The following is a 16,108-nucleotide window of genomic DNA, read 5'->3' as shown; positions in this document are numbered from 1 at the left end:
ATCCAGGGAGGTCACGCTCACTTACCTAATTGCCTATCAACTTTGTGCTTAATCCATTCGGGTATCTAAATTTTTCTTCATGTGTCACGACGTCGCCGCCGCCAACTAAAGTTTCAGGCTGTTGCGTGCGACCTGTATTTCTCCCTCGCTCGCCTTGTAAGCCTCAGCCTGCCCGGCGTATGAAAGAACATAGGCTTTATCGGCACCCACCGCAGCGACCAATGTTTGAGAGAGCACATGCCTGCCATTCTGCGTGATGGTGCAGGTTGTCTCCAGTGCTGCCAATTGACTCAGTGTCGTCGCGCGAATGCGTGTACAGACACTTTGATAACCGCTCGCAAAGAAATCTTTTTGCACAGCCTTGCGCATTTCCAGCAACACGCCTTCCAGGTTTACCTGATGATCGTTTTCGACCTGGCTCACCGTCAGCTCCATGACCATGACCGGTGTACCACCTTGATCATTCTTCACCGCCCGTTGGCGGCTGACCTTCGAATCGGCTTCGGGAGGAATGACTTCAACCTGCCAGCCGTCCGGCCAGGTCATGGCCGGCGCTTCGGCGAACGCAGGGTTAATGCCTGACAACAATGCCAACAGGACGAGCAGCGATTTACCGGTTCGAAACATTGCAATGAGCACCCAGAATTTAATCCGCAAAGTCTGGGCCCAGGCCGGCTGTCAGGCAATAGCCGACTGTTTGGGTTTGGCGATGTCAGAGCCCTTGCGTATCATTGTCGCCATTCGTTAGCCCACATATTTTCCGGAGGGCCCATGAGCCTGCACGAATTGAACAGCTTCCCGGGTGTCACCGCCCAGCCAGACACCGCCACCCAGAATTTTGTCTTCAATCACACCATGCTGCGGGTCAAGGACATCACCAAGTCCCTGGATTTCTACACCCGCGTGCTGGGCTTTACGCTGGTAGAGAAGCGTGACTTCCCGGAAGCCGAGTTCAGCCTGTACTTCCTGGCGCTGGTCGATAAAAACCAGATCCCGGCCGATGCTGCTGCGCGCACCCAGTGGATGAAGTCGATCCCGGGCATCCTCGAGTTGACCCACAACCACGGCACCGAAAACGATCCGGACTTTGCCTACCACAACGGCAATACCGACCCTCGCGGTTTCGGCCACATCTGCATCTCGGTGCCGGACATCGTCGCCGCGTGCGAACGTTTTGAAGCACTGGGCTGCGATTTCCAGAAGCGCCTGAGTGACGGCCGCATGAAGAGCCTGGCATTCATCAAGGATCCGGATGCCTATTGGGTCGAAATCATTCAGCCAACGCCGCTGTAAATTAACGTCAAAAGATCGCAGCCAGCGATCTTTATCAACACAAAAAAAACCCCATGATCACTCATGGGGTTTTGTGTTTTCAGCGCCAGGGTTCATGCCGGGGCGGAAGTGCGGATCAAGTGGTCAAAAGCACTGAGGGAAGCCTTGGCACCCTCACCCACCGCGATCACGATCTGCTTGTACGGCACGGTCGTCACGTCACCGGCAGCGAACACGCCCGGCACCGACGTTTCACCACGCGCATCGACAATGATCTCGCCACGCGGCGACAACTCGATGGTGCCTTTGAGCCAATCGGTATTTGGCAGCAAACCGATCTGCACGAAGATCCCTTCCAGTTCCACGGTGTGCAGTTCGTCCGTCTGGCGATCCTTGTAGCGCAAACCGTTGACCTTCTGACCGTCGCCGGTGACTTCGGTTGTCTGCGCACTGGTGATCACGGTGACGTTCGGCAAACTGTGCAACTTGCGCTGCAACACGGCATCGGCGCGCAACTGCACGTCGAACTCAAGCAGCGTGACATGGGACACGATACCGGCCAGGTCGATAGCCGCTTCAACGCCGGAGTTGCCACCGCCGATCACCGCCACGCGCTTGCCTTTGAACAGCGGACCGTCGCAGTGCGGGCAATACGCCACGCCCTTGTTGCGGTATTGCTGTTCACCCGGGACGTTCATTTCCCGCCACCGCGCACCGGTCGCGAGGATCACGGTTTTGGCCTTGAGCTTCGCGCCGCTGGCGAAGTGAACTTCGTGCAATTCACCTGCTTTGCCCGTGATCAATTTGTCTGCGCGTTGCAGGTTCATGATGTCCACGTCGTACTGTTTGACGTGTTCTTCAAGCGCGACAGCCAGTTTCGGTCCCTCGGTTTCCTGCACGGAGATGAAGTTTTCGATGGCCATGGTGTCCAGCACCTGCCCACCAAAACGCTCAGCTGCGACGCCGGTACGAATGCCTTTACGCGCTGCGTAGATCGCCGCCGACGCACCGGCCGGGCCACCGCCGACCACCAGCACATCAAAGGCTTCTTTGGCGCTGATCTTCTCGGCCTGGCGTTCGATGCCGCTGGTGTCGATCTTGGCGAGGATTTCTTCCAGGCCCATGCGCCCCTGACCGAAGTTCACACCGTTGAGGTAGATGCTCGGGACCGCCATGATCTGGCGCTCATCGACTTCCGCCTGGAACAACGCACCGTCGATGGCGACGTGACGGATGTTCGGGTTCAACACGGCCATCAGGTTCAATGCCTGGACCACGTCCGGGCAGTTCTGGCAGGACAGCGAAAAGTACGTCTCGAAGGTGAACTCGCCTTTGAGCGAGCGAATCTGTTCGATCACTTCAGCGCTGGCTTTCGAAGGGTGGCCGCCGACTTGCAGCAGCGCCAACACCAGCGAAGTGAATTCGTGGCCCATCGGGATACCGGCGAAACGCAGGCTGATGTCGGCTCCCGGGCGGTTGATCGAAAACGATGGCTTGCGTGCATCGTCACCGTTATCGAGCAACGTAATTTGAGTGGAAAGACTGGCAACGTCTTTCAGCAGTTCGAGCATTTCCTGGGATTTCGCACCGTCGTCGAGGGAAGCAACGATCTCGATCGGCTGGGTGACCCGTTCCAGGTACGATTTCAACTGGGTTTTAAGATTGGTGTCCAACATACGGGCGATTTCCTTGAATTCTTGAGACAAAAAAACGCCCGAGCGAATCTCGCCCGGGCGTTTTTATTGGGCGGTGCAGCTTGCTTAGAAGGTGCGGATGTCCGCCCTGATGAAGCGCGTCACAGACTTAGATCTTGCCGACCAGGTCCAGGGACGGAGCCAAAGTGGCCTCGCCTTCTTTCCACTTGGCTGGGCAAACCTGGCCCGGGTGAGCAGCGACGTACTGGGCAGCCTTGATCTTGCGCAGCAGCTCGGAAGCGTCACGGCCTACGCCGCCATCGTTCAGTTCAACGATCTTGATCTGGCCTTCAGGGTTGATCACGAAGGTGCCACGGTCAGCCAGGCCAGCTTCTTCGATCAGTACGTCGAAGTTGCGGGAGATGGCGTGGGTCGGGTCGCCGATCATGGTGTACTGGATCTTGCCGATGGCTGGCGAAGTGTTGTGCCAGGCAGCGTGGGCAAAGTGAGTGTCGGTGGACACGCTGTAGATCTCGACGCCCAGCTTCTGGAACGCGTCGTAGTTGTCAGCCAGGTCTTCCAGTTCGGTTGGGCAAACGAAGGTGAAGTCGGCTGGGTAAAAGAACACGACCGACCACTTGCCTTTCAGGTCAGCGTCCGAGACTTTTACGAAGTCGCCGTTTTTGAAGGCGTCAGCTTTGAAAGGTTTAACTTGGCTGTTGATGATAGGCATCGTTGACTCTCCGTCAGGGGTTAAGAAGTTGATGGAAAGAACTTTACCTATCCAATCGCTCGATAGCTCATTGGCAAACCTGATGCTGCTGATTGGCTTTGGCTATTAGCCAACGTTATTAATAGAAGAAAACTGAATTTACGGTGCGACAGGTTTTTCGAGTCGCGTCATGCCCAGAAACGGGCTGGTCTCGATGTAGCGCATGGCGGACTTCATGTCCTTCCAGCCCACGTAGCTCATCAGCGACTTCAAGTCCCATCCACTTTGATGCGCCCACGTTGCAAAACCACGGCGCAGCGAGTGGCTGGTGTAATGCTCGGAGGCGATGCCTGCGCGCTCCAACGCCTGACGCAACAATGGGATCACGCTGTTGGCGTGCAGGCCTTCTTCGTTCAAATGGCCCCAGCGGTCGATGCCGCGGAACACCGGCCCGCGTACCAGCGCCGCTTCAGTGATCCAGTCGATATAGGCCTGCACCGGGCACAGTCGCTGCAATGCCGGGGTTTGATAGGTTTTGCCGAGGTTCTCGCGATCACTCTTGCTGCGCGGCAGGTACAGCGTGATGCCGACAGCGGTGCTGGCTTGCACGTGTTCGATCTGAAGCCGGCACAACTCGTCACTGCGAAAGCCGCGCCAGAACCCCAGCAGGATCAATGCGGTGTCCCGCTTGGCGCGCAACAGCGCAGGACGGTCATTTTCGGCTTTCGCGGTTTGCGCTTCCTGCGCCAGCCAGGCCACCACTTGTTCCAGATGCTGAAGCTGCAAAGGCTCAGCCTGTTTCTCCTGGGCCGGGTGCAGCGCCCGAATGCCTTTGAACACCTTGCGCACCACTGGCGCTTTGGTCGGATCGGCAAAGCCCTGGCTGTTGTGCCACTGCGCCAACGCCGACAAGCGCAGCTTCAGGGTGTTGATCGACAACACCCCGGCGTGGGCGACCAGATAACGCGCCACGCTATCGCTGGTCGCCGGCAGAAACCCGCCCCACGCCACCTCGAAGTGTTCGATGGCCGCCCGATAGCTGCGCCGGGTGTTGTCGCGTGTCGCGGCTTGCAGGTAACGCTCGATATCGCTCATTGAAAAACACCATCACCTGGGTCTGCGGCGCTCTCGGTTTTTTTGCGAGCAGGCTCGCTCCTACAGAGTGCGTTGTGTACTGGAATAAAGCCTTGAACCCACGAAATCAGGAATGACAAGGGGTAATATCAGTATATCCCGTGTCAATTACATTCAGTATTTAACTTTTTAGTTTGAATGGTACAATGTGTATTGAAATGGTATGTACCACAGTTATAAATCGTAGGAGATCTCATGGCACGTGGCGGCGTAAATAAAGCGGTAGTTCAGGCTGCCCGGTTGGCAATCCTCGCTCGTGGTGAAAACCCCAGCATTGATGCGGTACGGATCGAGATGGGCAATACCGGGTCGAAAACCACGATCCATCGCTATCTCAAAGAGCTGGATGACCGAGTCGAAATCACTGAAGAACCGTCAGCGCCGATTGACGATGAGCTGCTGGCATTGGTCGCGCGACTGGCGCAACGGCTCAAGGAGCAGGCGCAAGAGCCTATCGATCAGGCCCGCGAGCAGTTCGAGCAACAGCGCAAAGACCTGGAAACCCAGTTGGCCGAAGCAAAAGACAACAACACTGAGCTGCAGCAACAATACGAATTTCAAAGCCTGGCACTGACCCAGGAATCCGAAGCCCTGCAAGAAACCCGCGCCCTGCTGCAATCGGAGCAATCGCGCAACGCCGGCCTGAACCAGGCCCTGACCGATTTCGAGTTGCGCCTGCAAGACAAGGACGAGCAGATCCGCTCCCTTGAAGAGAAACACCTGCATGCCCGCGAGGCGCTGGAGCACTATCGCAACGCGGTCAAGGAGCAGCGTGAGCAAGAGCTGAGTCGCCACGAAGGCCAGGTGCAACAGCTACAGATGGAATTGCGTCAGGCGCAGCAGAGCGCGCTCGTCCGCCAGGACGAAATCACCCAGCTGCACCGTGACAACGAGCGCTTGTTGACTGAAAACCGCGGCACGCTGCGAGAGCTGAGCCTGATGCAGGAGCAGCTAAAGCAAAGCAATACCCGTCAGGATCAACTGCTGGAGCAGACAACCCGCGTAGACAGCGAGCGCACCCTCCTCCAGGAACGCTTGCGCATCGCCCTGCTGGAAAGTCAGGCGCTCAAACAGAATGTCGATGAGCAGTCGCAGATCAACAAATCATTGGAATTTGAATTGACCAAAGCCCAGGCAGACCTGGAGGAAAGCGTGCGTCTGGCGGCCGTCATTGCGACGACGCCAGACGCAGCCAAAGACGATTAACCGGCGACCGGCGTACGCATGGTGACGAACTCTTCGGCGGCCGTCGGGTGCACGCCGATGGTCTCGTCGAAGTCGCGCTTGGTCGCGCCCGCCTTCAACGCAATCGCCAGGCCCTGAACGATCTCCCCGGCCTCCGGACCGACCATGTGGCAACCCAGCACCTTGTCGGTCTTGGCATCCACCACCAGTTTCATCAAGGTGCGCTCCTGACATTCAGTCAGGGTCAGCTTCATCGGGCGGAAACGGCTCTCGAAAATCTGCACCTCATGGCCAGCTTCGCGAGCCTCCTCTTCGGTCAGGCCGACGGTGCCGATATTCGGCAAGCTGAACACCGCCGTCGGGATCAACTTGTAATCTACGGGACGATATTGCTCAGGTTTGAACAGGCGTCGCGCAACCGCCATGCCTTCGGCCAGCGCCACCGGCGTCAGTTGCACGCGACCGATGACATCGCCCAAGGCCAGGATCGACGGCTCGGCGGTCTGATAGAGATCATCGACCTCGACGAAGCCTTTCTTGTCGAGTTTGACCCCGGTGTTTTCCAACCCGAGATTGTCCAGCATCGGACGCCGACCGGTCGCGTAGAACACGCAATCGGCTTCCAATTGGCGACCATCCTTGAGCGTGACTTTCAGGCTGCCGTCAGCCTGCTTGTCGATGCGCTCGATGTCCGCGTTGAACTGCAGGTCCATGCCCCGCTTGGTCAGCTCTTCCTGCAAATGCTTGCGCACCGAACCGTCAAAACCGCGCAGGAACATCTCACCGCGATACACCAGCGTGGTTTGTGCGCCGAGGCCATGGAAAATCCCGGCAAACTCGACGGCGATATAACCACCACCCACAACGAGAACTCGCTCGGGCAGTTCTTTGAGGAAGAACGCCTGGTTGGAACTGATCGCATGCTCATGCCCCGGAATCTCCGGGATCTGCGGCCAGCCGCCGGTGGCGATCAGGATGTTTTTCGCGGTGAAGCACTCACCATTGACCTCGACCTGATGCGGATCGACGATCTTCGCGTGCCCCTCATGCAAGGTCACGCCACTGTTGACCAGCAGGTTGCGGTAGATGCCGTTGAGGCGATTGATCTCACGGTCCTTGTTGGCGATCAGCGTCGGCCAGTCGAACTGCGCTTGGCCCAGCGTCCAGCCAAAACCCGAGGCCTGCTCGAAGTCATCGGCGAAATGCGCGCCGTACACCAGCAATTTCTTCGGCACACAGCCGACGTTCACACAGGTACCGCCCAGGTAACGACTCTCCGCAACGGCCACTTTCGCGCCAAACCCGGCCGCAAACCGCGCCGCCCGCACACCGCCGGAACCGGCACCAATCACATAAAGGTCAAAATCGTAGGCCATTTTCAATCTCCTTGGCAGGTGACCAGCATACCTGCGGACGCCCACGGAGCAAGCATTGTGCAGAAATGCGCAGCCCAATCTTCGTTTTCGATCAATGCCCCTCTGCAGATTGCGTTTTCGATGGCCGCAGAGTGCGCCAAGCCATCAAAATCGCCGTGAGCGCCAAGCCGAACGTCACCCACGAAACCAAACCGATCCCACCTTCGAATGCCCTTCCCGCCTGCGCCATCAATTCCCTTGCTTGATCACCCTTCAAACCTGCCGCCACATGATAGGCGCCAGACAGCGTCTCACTCGCCAGCATCATCTGCTCTTCGCTCAGAATCCCCGGAAGCTGCAATGCGCCGCGATAGTAGGCCGTAACGACACCGCCGAGCACTGTCGTCCCCAAAACCACACCCACTTCATATGCCGTTTCGCTAATGGCAGACGCGGCGCCCGCCTTTGCTGTTGGTGCGGATGACAAAATCACATCATTGGATACCGTCGCGATCGCGCCCACGCCAATGTTCAGCAAGGCAAAAGCCACCACTAAAACGGTCAGGCTACTGCCCATACTGGCGACCAGCAAAAACGCCGCTCCAGCAAACGCCATCAAAATCGGTATCAGCACATGCACCTGTAATCGCTGTGCGACAGGCACGACCGCCATCCCCACTACAATCGCCATGACCTGACCAGGAATCAACGCGAGGCTAGCACTCAAGGGCGACATCTGAAGAACGATCTGCAGAAACTGAGTGGTAAAGAATACGAAGCCGACGAGAAACGCGAGGCTCATCAAATTGATCGCGACAGAGCCGCTAAAGGTGCCACTGCGGAACAGAGCCAGGTCCATCAGCGGCACTGGCAAACATAACTGTCGACGCACAAACATCCAGCCCGCAACTACGCCTACTGCTAACGCTGTCAGCGTCATCCAGTCGATACCATTACTCGCGCTGTGTTTAATGCCATAAACGATGGCACCAAGGGCAACCATCGATTGCACGATACTAAGCGGATCCAGTGGTCCTGAAGCGTCTCGCTCAGATTCGGGCAACAACATTGGGCCCAGTATCAGCAGCGGCACCAACACGGGCACCGCCAACAGGAAAATCGCCCCCCAACTGAAGAACTCCAGCAACACACCGCCCACCAAAGGACCGAGTGCCGAGCCAACCGTCAACGTCGTTGCCCAGATCGCGACTGCCAGTCTGCGTTCTTCTCGGTCCTCGAACACCGAACGTATCAAGGCCAACGTTGAGGGCATCAGCATTGCACCGAAAACGCCCATACAAGCTCGCCCGGCAATCAGTTGCGTTGAGGTATCGGAATACGCGGTTAGCACCGACACAATCGCAAAACCCAATGACCCTGCCAGCAACAACTTACGATGACCGACTCGATCTCCCAGACTACCCATCGACACCAGCAACCCCGCCAGTACCAGCGAATAAGCATCGATCATCCACAACTGCTGGCTAGCGCTCGGACCCAGAGCCTCGGCAATTTTTGGCAACGCGAATCCAAGCACCGTATTGTCAACTGTCACCAGGAGTACAGGCAGCATCAGCACGCTTAGGCCTAACCAACGCTTTGATCTCGCTCCGCAGAGTGTCGGCTCACTTATTAATGCCATGGGTAAAACTCCTTACTGCACACAAAAAATTCACGAGGCATTTTCATTGCGCTCGTGAAACCTTTCCTGCGCACTTCCTTGGTGTCGTAGTCAACGCTGCCTATCTCATCCATGCCAGCGGAATTGAGCAACACATGAGTCCCGATAGCGGTAAATAACGAACTAGAATCGCCTGAGGAAATTGCCAAGCGCTCCGCCCAACTTGACCATAGAAACTGGGCTTGTCGGTCCATATCTAGTTTTAATCGACCATAATCGCTCGAAAGCAGACCGCTTGTTACCTCCCCGAAACATCCATTCATCGCGCCCGCAGCTTTTGACGCTGCATTTTTGCGATCCGTCTCACCTATGCGACATACGCTTAGACCTCGTGTTGATAGCTCATAAGCAATTGAGCCACCAACTGCTCCTGCGCCCACGACAATAACGTCGAACACCATGTACACCTCGAACCGTCACCAGCGACGGAGAAATAAATTATCATTCGGGAAACAATTTATTTCTAAAACTTCGGCACACTGCAATTCAATACGTAAATCATTTCATATTATATCCACGTTACAAATGGAAATAGACACATGCAAAATGTATGAAAAAGCCTTCAGACAACAGGAGACAAACAACAAAAAACACCTTAATAAAATTACGCCAACCCTTTTTTGCGAACACACGCGCCCAGCAAAACAAATAATTTACTGCCAGCATTTTAAACGAGTTAGCTATTAGTCTCGCGCAATGGGTGACATCAATATTTGAAAGGTTTTTTTCGACGCGCAAAAAAAACGCCCCGAACAAGTCGGGACGTTTTCTTAGTCTCACCTATGTTTTACACAGCGTGAGTTTATTTTTTCAGTACAAGCAACCAAGGCGCTATCAGTAAGCCTTGCCTGTCTTGTAGAAGTTCTCGAAGCAGAAGTTGGTCGCGTCGATGTAGCCTTCGGCGCCGCCGCAGTCGAAACGCTTGCCCTTGAACTTGTAGGCAATCACGCAACCATCCTGCGCCTGTTTCATCAGGGCGTCAGTGATCTGGATCTCGCCACCTTTGCCTGGCTCGGTTTGTTCGATCAGGCTGAAGATATCCGGCGTCATGATGTAACGACCGATGATCGCCAGGTTCGACGGGGCATCTTCCGGCTTTGGTTTCTCGACCATGTTGCGCACGCGGTACAGGTCGTCACCAATCAGGTCGCCGGCAATCACACCGTACTTGCTGGTTTCTTGCGGATCTACTTCCATGATCGCGACGATCGTGCAGCGATACTGCTTGTACAGCTTGACCATCTGCTTCAGTACGCCATCACCTTCCAGGTTGACGCACAGGTCATCCGCCAACACCACGGCGAACGGCTCGTCGCCGATCAGTGGGCGACCGGTCAGGATCGCGTGGCCCAAACCTTTCATTTCAGTTTGGCGAGTGTAGGAGAACGAGCACTCATCCAACAGGCGACGGATGCCGACCAGGTATTTCTCCTTGTCGGTGCCCTTGATCTGGTTTTCCAGCTCGTAGCTGATGTCGAAGTGGTCTTCCAGGGCGCGCTTGCCGCGACCGGTGACGATGGAGATTTCGGTCAAACCGGCATCCAGTGCTTCTTCGACGCCGTACTGGATCAGTGGCTTGTTCACCACCGGCAGCATTTCTTTAGGCATGGCTTTAGTCGCTGGCAGGAAGCGAGTACCGTAACCGGCTGCTGGGAACAAGCATTTCTTGATCATAAAAGTCCTTGAAAGGGCTGTGTGTACGAGTTTCGGCGCAGTCTAATCAGCCAGTGAGCACCTTACAATGCCCTGCGCTGGCTAACCGATGTCAACATAGAGAAATATTCGCCCGGATAGTTCCCCGCAGGTTTAGCAGACGGCTGCGCAACCCTAGCAGAGACTCGCCGATTTGCACTGACATCAAATAACAAAAACGCCCACCCTGCGCGGGTCAGCACCGGTTCGGTGCATTTGGCGCTATCATGGCGCGATTGAACCAGACAACGAGGCAAATAGATGTCGGCAGAAAAAAGCGTCAACGGGTTCCTGATCAACAAGGCAAAAGATGGTCAATGGTGGGTAGACAGCGTCGGCGGCGAGAATATCGCCGGTCCTTTCCCTTCCGAAGCGATGGCGATCGAAGTGGCATCGGTGTTGCAGCTCGAACATCCAGAGCCCACGCGACGCGGCAAGGACAAGAACTGATAGAGGCCTGACACGCCCACAGCCCTGCCCATGCGCAGGGCTTTTTTATGAAATACCCGCGCCGAAGTGGCCTTTGGCTATAACCTTTTGACTTTGGCGCTGTCACAGCCTTGCCCCCACCTTGACGACGACCACGACATGACCAAATTTTTGCCACTGATCGCAATACTGGCCCTGAGCGGCTGCGCCACCTCTGAAAAGATGTACCTGAACAATGGCGAGCAGGGCCTGGCCATTGATTGCTCCGGGGAGGCCAACTCCTGGGCCGCCTGCTACGAGAAAGCCGAAGCCTCCTGCGCAGGTACCGGGTACCAGATTGTCGGCACCGATGGCACGCCAGCACTCAAGGAAAGCGACAAGACCCTCGGCGCCGATGTGGGCAACTTCAAGAACCGCAGCGTCGTGGTGGTCTGCAAGTAGGCCGCCCTGCCCTACATGTGAATTTCGGCGAATTTGATCCCGAGCCCGCGCACGGTCTCGATCAGCTCGTCGAGACTGACGAAGGACTCGACTTCGTCGTTCTCATCGACCAGAAAAAAGCTGCGCCCGGCGCTCTTCTTGAAAAACACGATCCACTCCCCCGGGTTCGCCGGATTCTGAATCACATGGGTGGCAGAGATATGACCCTCTGCATGCCGCTCCCGTACCCGCTCTCGCTTCATGCCCGACTCCAGAAATGACAATGCCGTCCAAGCCTCGCTTCGACGGCATCGATAACGGTCGACATTCTATCAGCCGGAGATGCACGCATTCACTGCATCGCTGACATCTCGTGGACGCACCGGCACATTGGACATGCTCTCGTGCAGCTTGATGCTGCTGCCGCCGGAGCGTTCTTCGATATCGATAACAGCGGACGGCCCCGACGAAAACTTCTGCGGTACGATCACCCGTTCCCCGTCCTTATGCCGCTCGACTTGCAAGGCACCCCGGCTTTCGGCCAGTTGCTTGCTCAGGCATTCGGAGTATTCATGGGGCTTCTTGCCTGAAATCACGTTCATGGTCGGCATCGTCTCGTTGATATCGGAGACGCTTGCACAACCACTCATCGCCAAAGCCAGCGGCAGAACCCAAAAACCCCACTTCATACAAAACCTCCAATAAAGACCCTCCGACAGCGCAATCACCGTTTTTCTCCGGGAGATTGCGCTTGGGATGCGTAATAACTGTTTTTTATTGCCTCGGTAGCCCTTCCCGGCCGGATAATTAGCTGTACGGGCTGATAAACTGCGCGCCAAATCGCCCATGCTATCGTTTTGATTTTGTAGAAAAAGCCCTTCTGGAGGCGCCCCATGAAATTTATCCACCAGCGCGAGCACCTCAACGAAGACGACATCGTCGTCATTCAATGCTCCCAAACCTGCAACATCCGTTTAATGAACGACGCCAACTTCCGCAGCTTCAAGAATGGCGGTCGTCATACCTATCACGGCGGTGCGTTCGATACTTTCCCGGCCCGCATCACCGCGCCGAGCACCGGTTTCTGGAACATCACGATCGACACGGTCAACCGTCGCCCGATCAGCGTGACCCGCAAACCGACGCTGACTCATTCGATCAAGATCATCCGCCGCTCCAGCACGAAGCTGAGCTGAGTGACGGACCCGATTTAAAAAGGCAGACATCACCGTGGCTCAAACGACCAAATACGTCATCAAATACAAACTCAATGGCGAACGCCGTTTCGAGTTTGCCCAGCTTGAAAACGGCACCGAAGAAGAAGCCAAGGCAGCACTGGCCGCTCTCCATGGCGCTGGCGACGATGTGATCAGCGAAATCAGCGTCAGCAAAGCGTTGTAATCAGTGCCCAGCTGAATTCGACCGCAAGTGCCGGAGCGCTGTTTGCATCAGGATGTTTTCACGATGCGTTATGAGCCCATGAACCCGCAGACGTTCGACCTGTTTGCCGATGCCGAACCCGAGCAACAGCCCAAGTGCGTGCAGATCGGCGAACAGTCCTGCGTGTTGAGAGGGTTCGCCCTGCCGTGGCTGGACCGCGTACTGCCCGCTCTGGAAATCGTGCTGGCTGCCGCGGCGTTTCGTCAGATGGTCACACCGGGCGGTTTCACCATGTCGGTTGCCCTGAGCAGTTGCGGCACGCTCGGCTGGACCACTGACCGCAGCGGTTACCGTTACACCCGTCACGATCCGCAGACGGGCAAGCCCTGGCCAGCAATGCCCGAAGTGTTTTTGCAATTGGCGCAAGCGGCAGCACGGGAGGCAGGATTTGCTGATTTTGTGCCGGATTCCTGCCTGATCAATCGCTATGTCCCCGGTTCGAAGATGTCGTTGCATCAGGACAAAGACGAACAAGACTTCGCTGCGCCCATCGTTTCGGTATCGCTGGGCTTGCCGGCGATGTTCCTGTTCGGCGGTTTTGAGCGCAGCGATAAAAGCCAGCGCATTCCCTTGCTGCACGGCGACATCGTGGTGTGGGGCGGTGTCGATCGCCTGCGTTACCACGGCGTGCTGCCGATCAAGGACGGAACCCATCCGCAGCTGGGTGAGCAACGCATCAACTTTACGTTCCGCACGGCGGGATGAACGCTTCGAATTCGACCGCAAGCGCCGGAGTGCGATGCGGTTGTCACGCGGTTAACGTGCAGGAAATCCCTCAACGGACATGAACCATGGCCAGTCAATCGAACCCGATCAACACCGAAAACGATCCGCGCTGGGCTGCCGTTGTCGCACGCGATCCGAAGGCCGATGGGCAGTTTGTCTACGCGGTCAAAACCACGGGCATCTATTGCAACCCCAGCAGCCTGGCACGTTTGCCCAAGCCGCAGAATGTCGAGTTCTTCGACACGGCCGAACAGGCGCAGGCAGCCGGTTACCGACCCAGCAAGCGCGCGGCAAAGGATCAGAGTGAGGTCGCCGCGCAACATGCCGCGACCGTGGCGGCTGCGTGTCGCCGGATCGAATCTGCGACCACACTTCCCGCACTGGCCGAACTGGCCGATGCGGCGGGCCTGAGCAGTTTCCACTTTCATCGGGTGTTTAAAGCCGTCACCGGCCTGACCCCCAAGGGTTACGCCACGGCCCACCGCTCTCGCAGGGTTCGGGAACATCTGGCCGAGGGCAGTTCGGTGACGGATGCGCTCTATGAAGCAGGCTTCAATTCCAACAGCCGTTTTTATGAAGCGGCTGATCAACTGCTCGGTATGAAGCCTGGGGATTATCGTGCGGCCGGGCAGAACAACGACATTCGTTTTGCCGTCGGCCAGTGCTCGCTGGGTGCGATTCTGGTGGCGCAGAGTGAGCGCGGGGTGTGCGCGATCTTGCTTGGAGATGATCCTCATCAACTGGTGTGCGATCTACAGGACAAGTTTCGGCGCGCCAACCTGATCGGCGCCGACCCTGCATTCGAGCAACTGATCGCCAGGGTCGTTGGGTTTATCGAGGCGCCCGCGATGGGCCTGGACTTGCCGCTGGATGTACGCGGCACAGTGTTTCAGGAGCGGGTCTGGCAAGCGCTGCGCGAGATTCCCGTTGGCAGCACCGCCAGCTACGCCGATATCGCTCAGCGCATCGGGTCGCCAAAAGCGGTTCGCGCCGTGGCTCAAGCCTGCGGCGCAAACAGCCTGGCCGTGGCGATTCCATGCCACCGCGTGGTGCGCAGCGACGGCAATCTGTCAGGCTATCGCTGGGGCGTCGAGCGCAAACGTCAGTTGCTGGAGCGCGAGTCGCTGGCGCTGGACTTACCGTGAGGTGTAGGGCATTGCGAAATCACGACTGGCCTTGCACCAGTCGTTGCGTTACAAATCCTGCTCCACCGTCCCAGCCCGAACTCAACGTCGGAGAACACTGCACATGAACCAATGGCCAGATACCCGCATTCTTGACCTGCTCGGGATCGAACTGCCGATTATCCAGGCGCCCATGGCCGGCGCCACGCTCTCCTCCATGGTCATTGCCGCGAGTAACGCTGGCGGTCTCGGCTCAATGCCGGCCGCCATGTTGAGTACGGAGCAATTGCGCGAAGAACTGAAAACGATTCGCCAACACACCCAGCGCCCTATCAACGTCAATTTCTTTTGCCATCAACCGCCGATGGCGGATGAGCAACGTGCGCTGGAATGGAAAAACCTGTTGCAACCCTACTACCAGGAACTGGGTGCCGACTTCGAGGCGCCGACGCCGGTTTCCAACCGTGCGCCCTTTGATAACGCCACGTGTGAAGTGATCGAAGCGCTTCGTCCAGAGGTCGTGAGCTTCCACTTTGGCTTGCCGGAAAAATCCTTGCTTGATCGCGTTAAAGCCACCGGTGCGAAGGTGCTGTCATCGGCCACCACCGTTGAAGAAGCGGTGTGGCTGGAGCAACACGGTTGCGACGCGATCATCGCCATGGGCTATGAAGCCGGAGGGCATCGCGGGATGTTCCTCAGTGATGACTTGAGCAGCCAGGTCGGGACCTTTGCGCTGGTTCCGCTGATCGTCGACGCGGTGAACATTCCGGTGATTGCCGCTGGTGGCATCACTGACGCACGCGGGGTTGCGGCCGCATTCATGCTCGGCGCTTCGGCGGTGCAGGTCGGAACGGCTTATTTGTTCACGCCGGAAGCGAAGGTCAGCGCATCCCATCACAAGGCGTTGCGCACCGCCAAGGAAAGCGAGACGGCGGTCACCAACATTTTCACTGGCCGTCCGGCGCGGGGCATTCTTAATCGGGCGATGCGCGAACTGGGTCCAATGAGCGCCAAGGCGCCGGCCTTCCCGCTCGCTGGCGGCGCACTGATGCCTTTGCGCGCCAAGGATGAAGCGGATTTCAGCACCCTGTGGGCCGGGCAGGCGTTCAATCTTGGCGTTGAGCTGACCACCGCAGAACTGACCAAACGCCTCGCCGAGGAAGGTTTGGCCAGATTGCTGGGGCGGTAACACGCCACCCTGTTGCAGCTGACGCGCCCTGCTCAGCTGCAACAAAATTGTGATTTGTGCATTTTCGACGTTCCGTTTGCATACAGTTCGTTATATATTTTTGTACATAACGAAT

Annotated in this window: 19 protein-coding genes; 9 read left to right on the top strand and 10 right to left on the bottom strand. The window is 57.0% G+C overall.

Annotation, left to right across the window (positions count from 1 at the left end; translation table 11 throughout):
* Positions 1-105: 105 nt before the first annotated feature.
* Entirely contained in the window at positions 106-627 is a 522-nt protein-coding gene (locus QYH43_RS23815; RefSeq protein WP_301158242.1) for a DUF4946 domain-containing protein, read from the bottom strand.
* Positions 628-771: 144 nt separating this feature from the next.
* On the opposite strand from QYH43_RS23815, the gene gloA reads away from it, so the two are divergent.
* Entirely contained in the window at positions 772-1,293 is a 522-nt protein-coding gene (gene gloA, locus QYH43_RS23810) for a lactoylglutathione lyase (protein ID WP_095056042.1), read from the top strand.
* 92 nt (positions 1,294-1,385) lie between these two features.
* Here gloA and ahpF read toward each other — a convergent pair whose 3' ends face one another.
* The 3 genes from ahpF to QYH43_RS23795 all read right to left on the bottom strand — a co-directional run bounded on the left by ahpF (position 1,386) and on the right by QYH43_RS23795 (position 4,713).
* Complete coding sequence (gene ahpF / locus QYH43_RS23805) at positions 1,386-2,948, bottom strand: alkyl hydroperoxide reductase subunit F (RefSeq protein WP_301158232.1); 1,563 nt, start codon at positions 2,946-2,948, stop codon at positions 1,386-1,388.
* 127 nt (positions 2,949-3,075) lie between these two features.
* On the bottom strand, positions 3,076-3,639 hold the full coding sequence (gene ahpC, locus QYH43_RS23800) for an alkyl hydroperoxide reductase subunit C (protein WP_007975937.1): 564 nt from the start codon (positions 3,637-3,639) through the stop codon (positions 3,076-3,078).
* Positions 3,640-3,777: 138 nt separating this feature from the next.
* On the bottom strand, positions 3,778-4,713 hold the full coding sequence (locus QYH43_RS23795) for a site-specific integrase (protein ID WP_301158231.1): 936 nt from the start codon (positions 4,711-4,713) through the stop codon (positions 3,778-3,780).
* Between the two features lie 234 nt (positions 4,714-4,947).
* Here QYH43_RS23795 and QYH43_RS23790 point away from each other — a divergent pair, with 234 nt between their 5' ends.
* The gene (locus QYH43_RS23790; protein ID WP_301158230.1) at positions 4,948-5,958 is read left to right on the top strand and encodes a DNA-binding protein; all 1,011 of its coding nucleotides are present in this window, start codon (positions 4,948-4,950) and stop codon (positions 5,956-5,958) included.
* Here QYH43_RS23790 and gorA read toward each other — a convergent pair.
* From gorA to galU, 4 genes are all read right to left on the bottom strand, one after another.
* Positions 5,955-7,313 (bottom strand): glutathione-disulfide reductase, encoded by a 1,359-nt coding sequence (gene gorA / locus QYH43_RS23785; RefSeq protein ID WP_301158229.1) that lies wholly within the window; start codon positions 7,311-7,313, stop codon positions 5,955-5,957. The two genes, QYH43_RS23790 and gorA, sit on opposite strands and share 4 nt — an antisense overlap.
* 91 nt (positions 7,314-7,404) lie before the next feature.
* Complete coding sequence (locus QYH43_RS23780) at positions 7,405-8,934, bottom strand: MFS transporter (RefSeq protein WP_095152926.1); 1,530 nt, start codon at positions 8,932-8,934, stop codon at positions 7,405-7,407.
* On the bottom strand, positions 8,925-9,371 hold the full coding sequence (locus QYH43_RS23775) for an FAD-dependent oxidoreductase (RefSeq protein WP_256583277.1): 447 nt from the start codon (positions 9,369-9,371) through the stop codon (positions 8,925-8,927). Before QYH43_RS23775 ends, QYH43_RS23780 begins: the two co-directional genes overlap by 10 nt.
* A 436-nt stretch (positions 9,372-9,807) precedes the next feature.
* Positions 9,808-10,647: a UTP--glucose-1-phosphate uridylyltransferase GalU gene (gene galU / locus QYH43_RS23770; RefSeq protein ID WP_046027377.1), complete on the bottom strand. Its 840-nt coding sequence runs from the start codon at positions 10,645-10,647 to the stop codon at positions 9,808-9,810.
* 279 nt (positions 10,648-10,926) lie between these two features.
* Here galU and QYH43_RS23765 point away from each other — a divergent pair, with 279 nt between their 5' ends.
* The gene (locus QYH43_RS23765) at positions 10,927-11,115 is read left to right on the top strand and encodes a hypothetical protein (protein WP_095152927.1); all 189 of its coding nucleotides are present in this window, start codon (positions 10,927-10,929) and stop codon (positions 11,113-11,115) included.
* A gap of 138 nt (positions 11,116-11,253) precedes the next feature.
* A complete protein-coding gene (locus tag QYH43_RS23760) occupies positions 11,254-11,535 on the top strand; it encodes a hypothetical protein (RefSeq protein ID WP_095056035.1) in 282 nt (93 codons plus the stop codon).
* 11 nt (positions 11,536-11,546) lie between these two features.
* Here the strand turns inward: QYH43_RS23760 and QYH43_RS23755 are convergent, their stop codons facing one another.
* Positions 11,547-11,777, bottom strand: a complete 231-nt coding sequence (locus tag QYH43_RS23755; RefSeq protein ID WP_095056034.1) for a hypothetical protein — start codon at positions 11,775-11,777, stop codon at positions 11,547-11,549.
* A gap of 69 nt (positions 11,778-11,846) precedes the next feature.
* Complete coding sequence (locus QYH43_RS23750) at positions 11,847-12,203, bottom strand: hypothetical protein (protein WP_095056033.1); 357 nt, start codon at positions 12,201-12,203, stop codon at positions 11,847-11,849.
* 204 nt (positions 12,204-12,407) lie between these two features.
* Between QYH43_RS23750 and QYH43_RS23745 the strand changes: the two genes are divergently transcribed.
* From QYH43_RS23745 to QYH43_RS23725, 5 genes are all read left to right on the top strand, one after another.
* Entirely contained in the window at positions 12,408-12,710 is a 303-nt protein-coding gene (locus QYH43_RS23745; RefSeq protein WP_007946189.1) for a DUF1883 domain-containing protein, read from the top strand.
* A gap of 34 nt (positions 12,711-12,744) precedes the next feature.
* The gene (locus QYH43_RS23740) at positions 12,745-12,915 is read left to right on the top strand and encodes a hypothetical protein (protein WP_095056241.1); all 171 of its coding nucleotides are present in this window, start codon (positions 12,745-12,747) and stop codon (positions 12,913-12,915) included.
* Between the two features lie 63 nt (positions 12,916-12,978).
* Entirely contained in the window at positions 12,979-13,659 is a 681-nt protein-coding gene (gene alkB / locus QYH43_RS23735; RefSeq protein ID WP_095152928.1) for a DNA oxidative demethylase AlkB, read from the top strand.
* An 86-nt stretch (positions 13,660-13,745) separates the two neighbouring features.
* The gene (ada, locus tag QYH43_RS23730) at positions 13,746-14,825 is read left to right on the top strand and encodes a bifunctional DNA-binding transcriptional regulator/O6-methylguanine-DNA methyltransferase Ada (RefSeq protein ID WP_095152929.1); all 1,080 of its coding nucleotides are present in this window, start codon (positions 13,746-13,748) and stop codon (positions 14,823-14,825) included.
* A gap of 103 nt (positions 14,826-14,928) precedes the next feature.
* Positions 14,929-15,993, top strand: coding sequence for a nitronate monooxygenase family protein (locus tag QYH43_RS23725; RefSeq protein WP_095152930.1), 1,065 nt, complete (start codon positions 14,929-14,931; stop codon positions 15,991-15,993).
* The last annotated feature ends 115 nt before the right edge of the window (positions 15,994-16,108 follow it).

Source organism: Pseudomonas sp. C32, assembly GCF_030417915.1.
In the GTDB taxonomy this organism is placed as follows: domain Bacteria; phylum Pseudomonadota; class Gammaproteobacteria; order Pseudomonadales; family Pseudomonadaceae; genus Aquipseudomonas.
The sequence above is the reverse complement of the archived record's forward strand: the minus strand, read 5'-3'. Positions and strand labels throughout refer to the sequence as shown.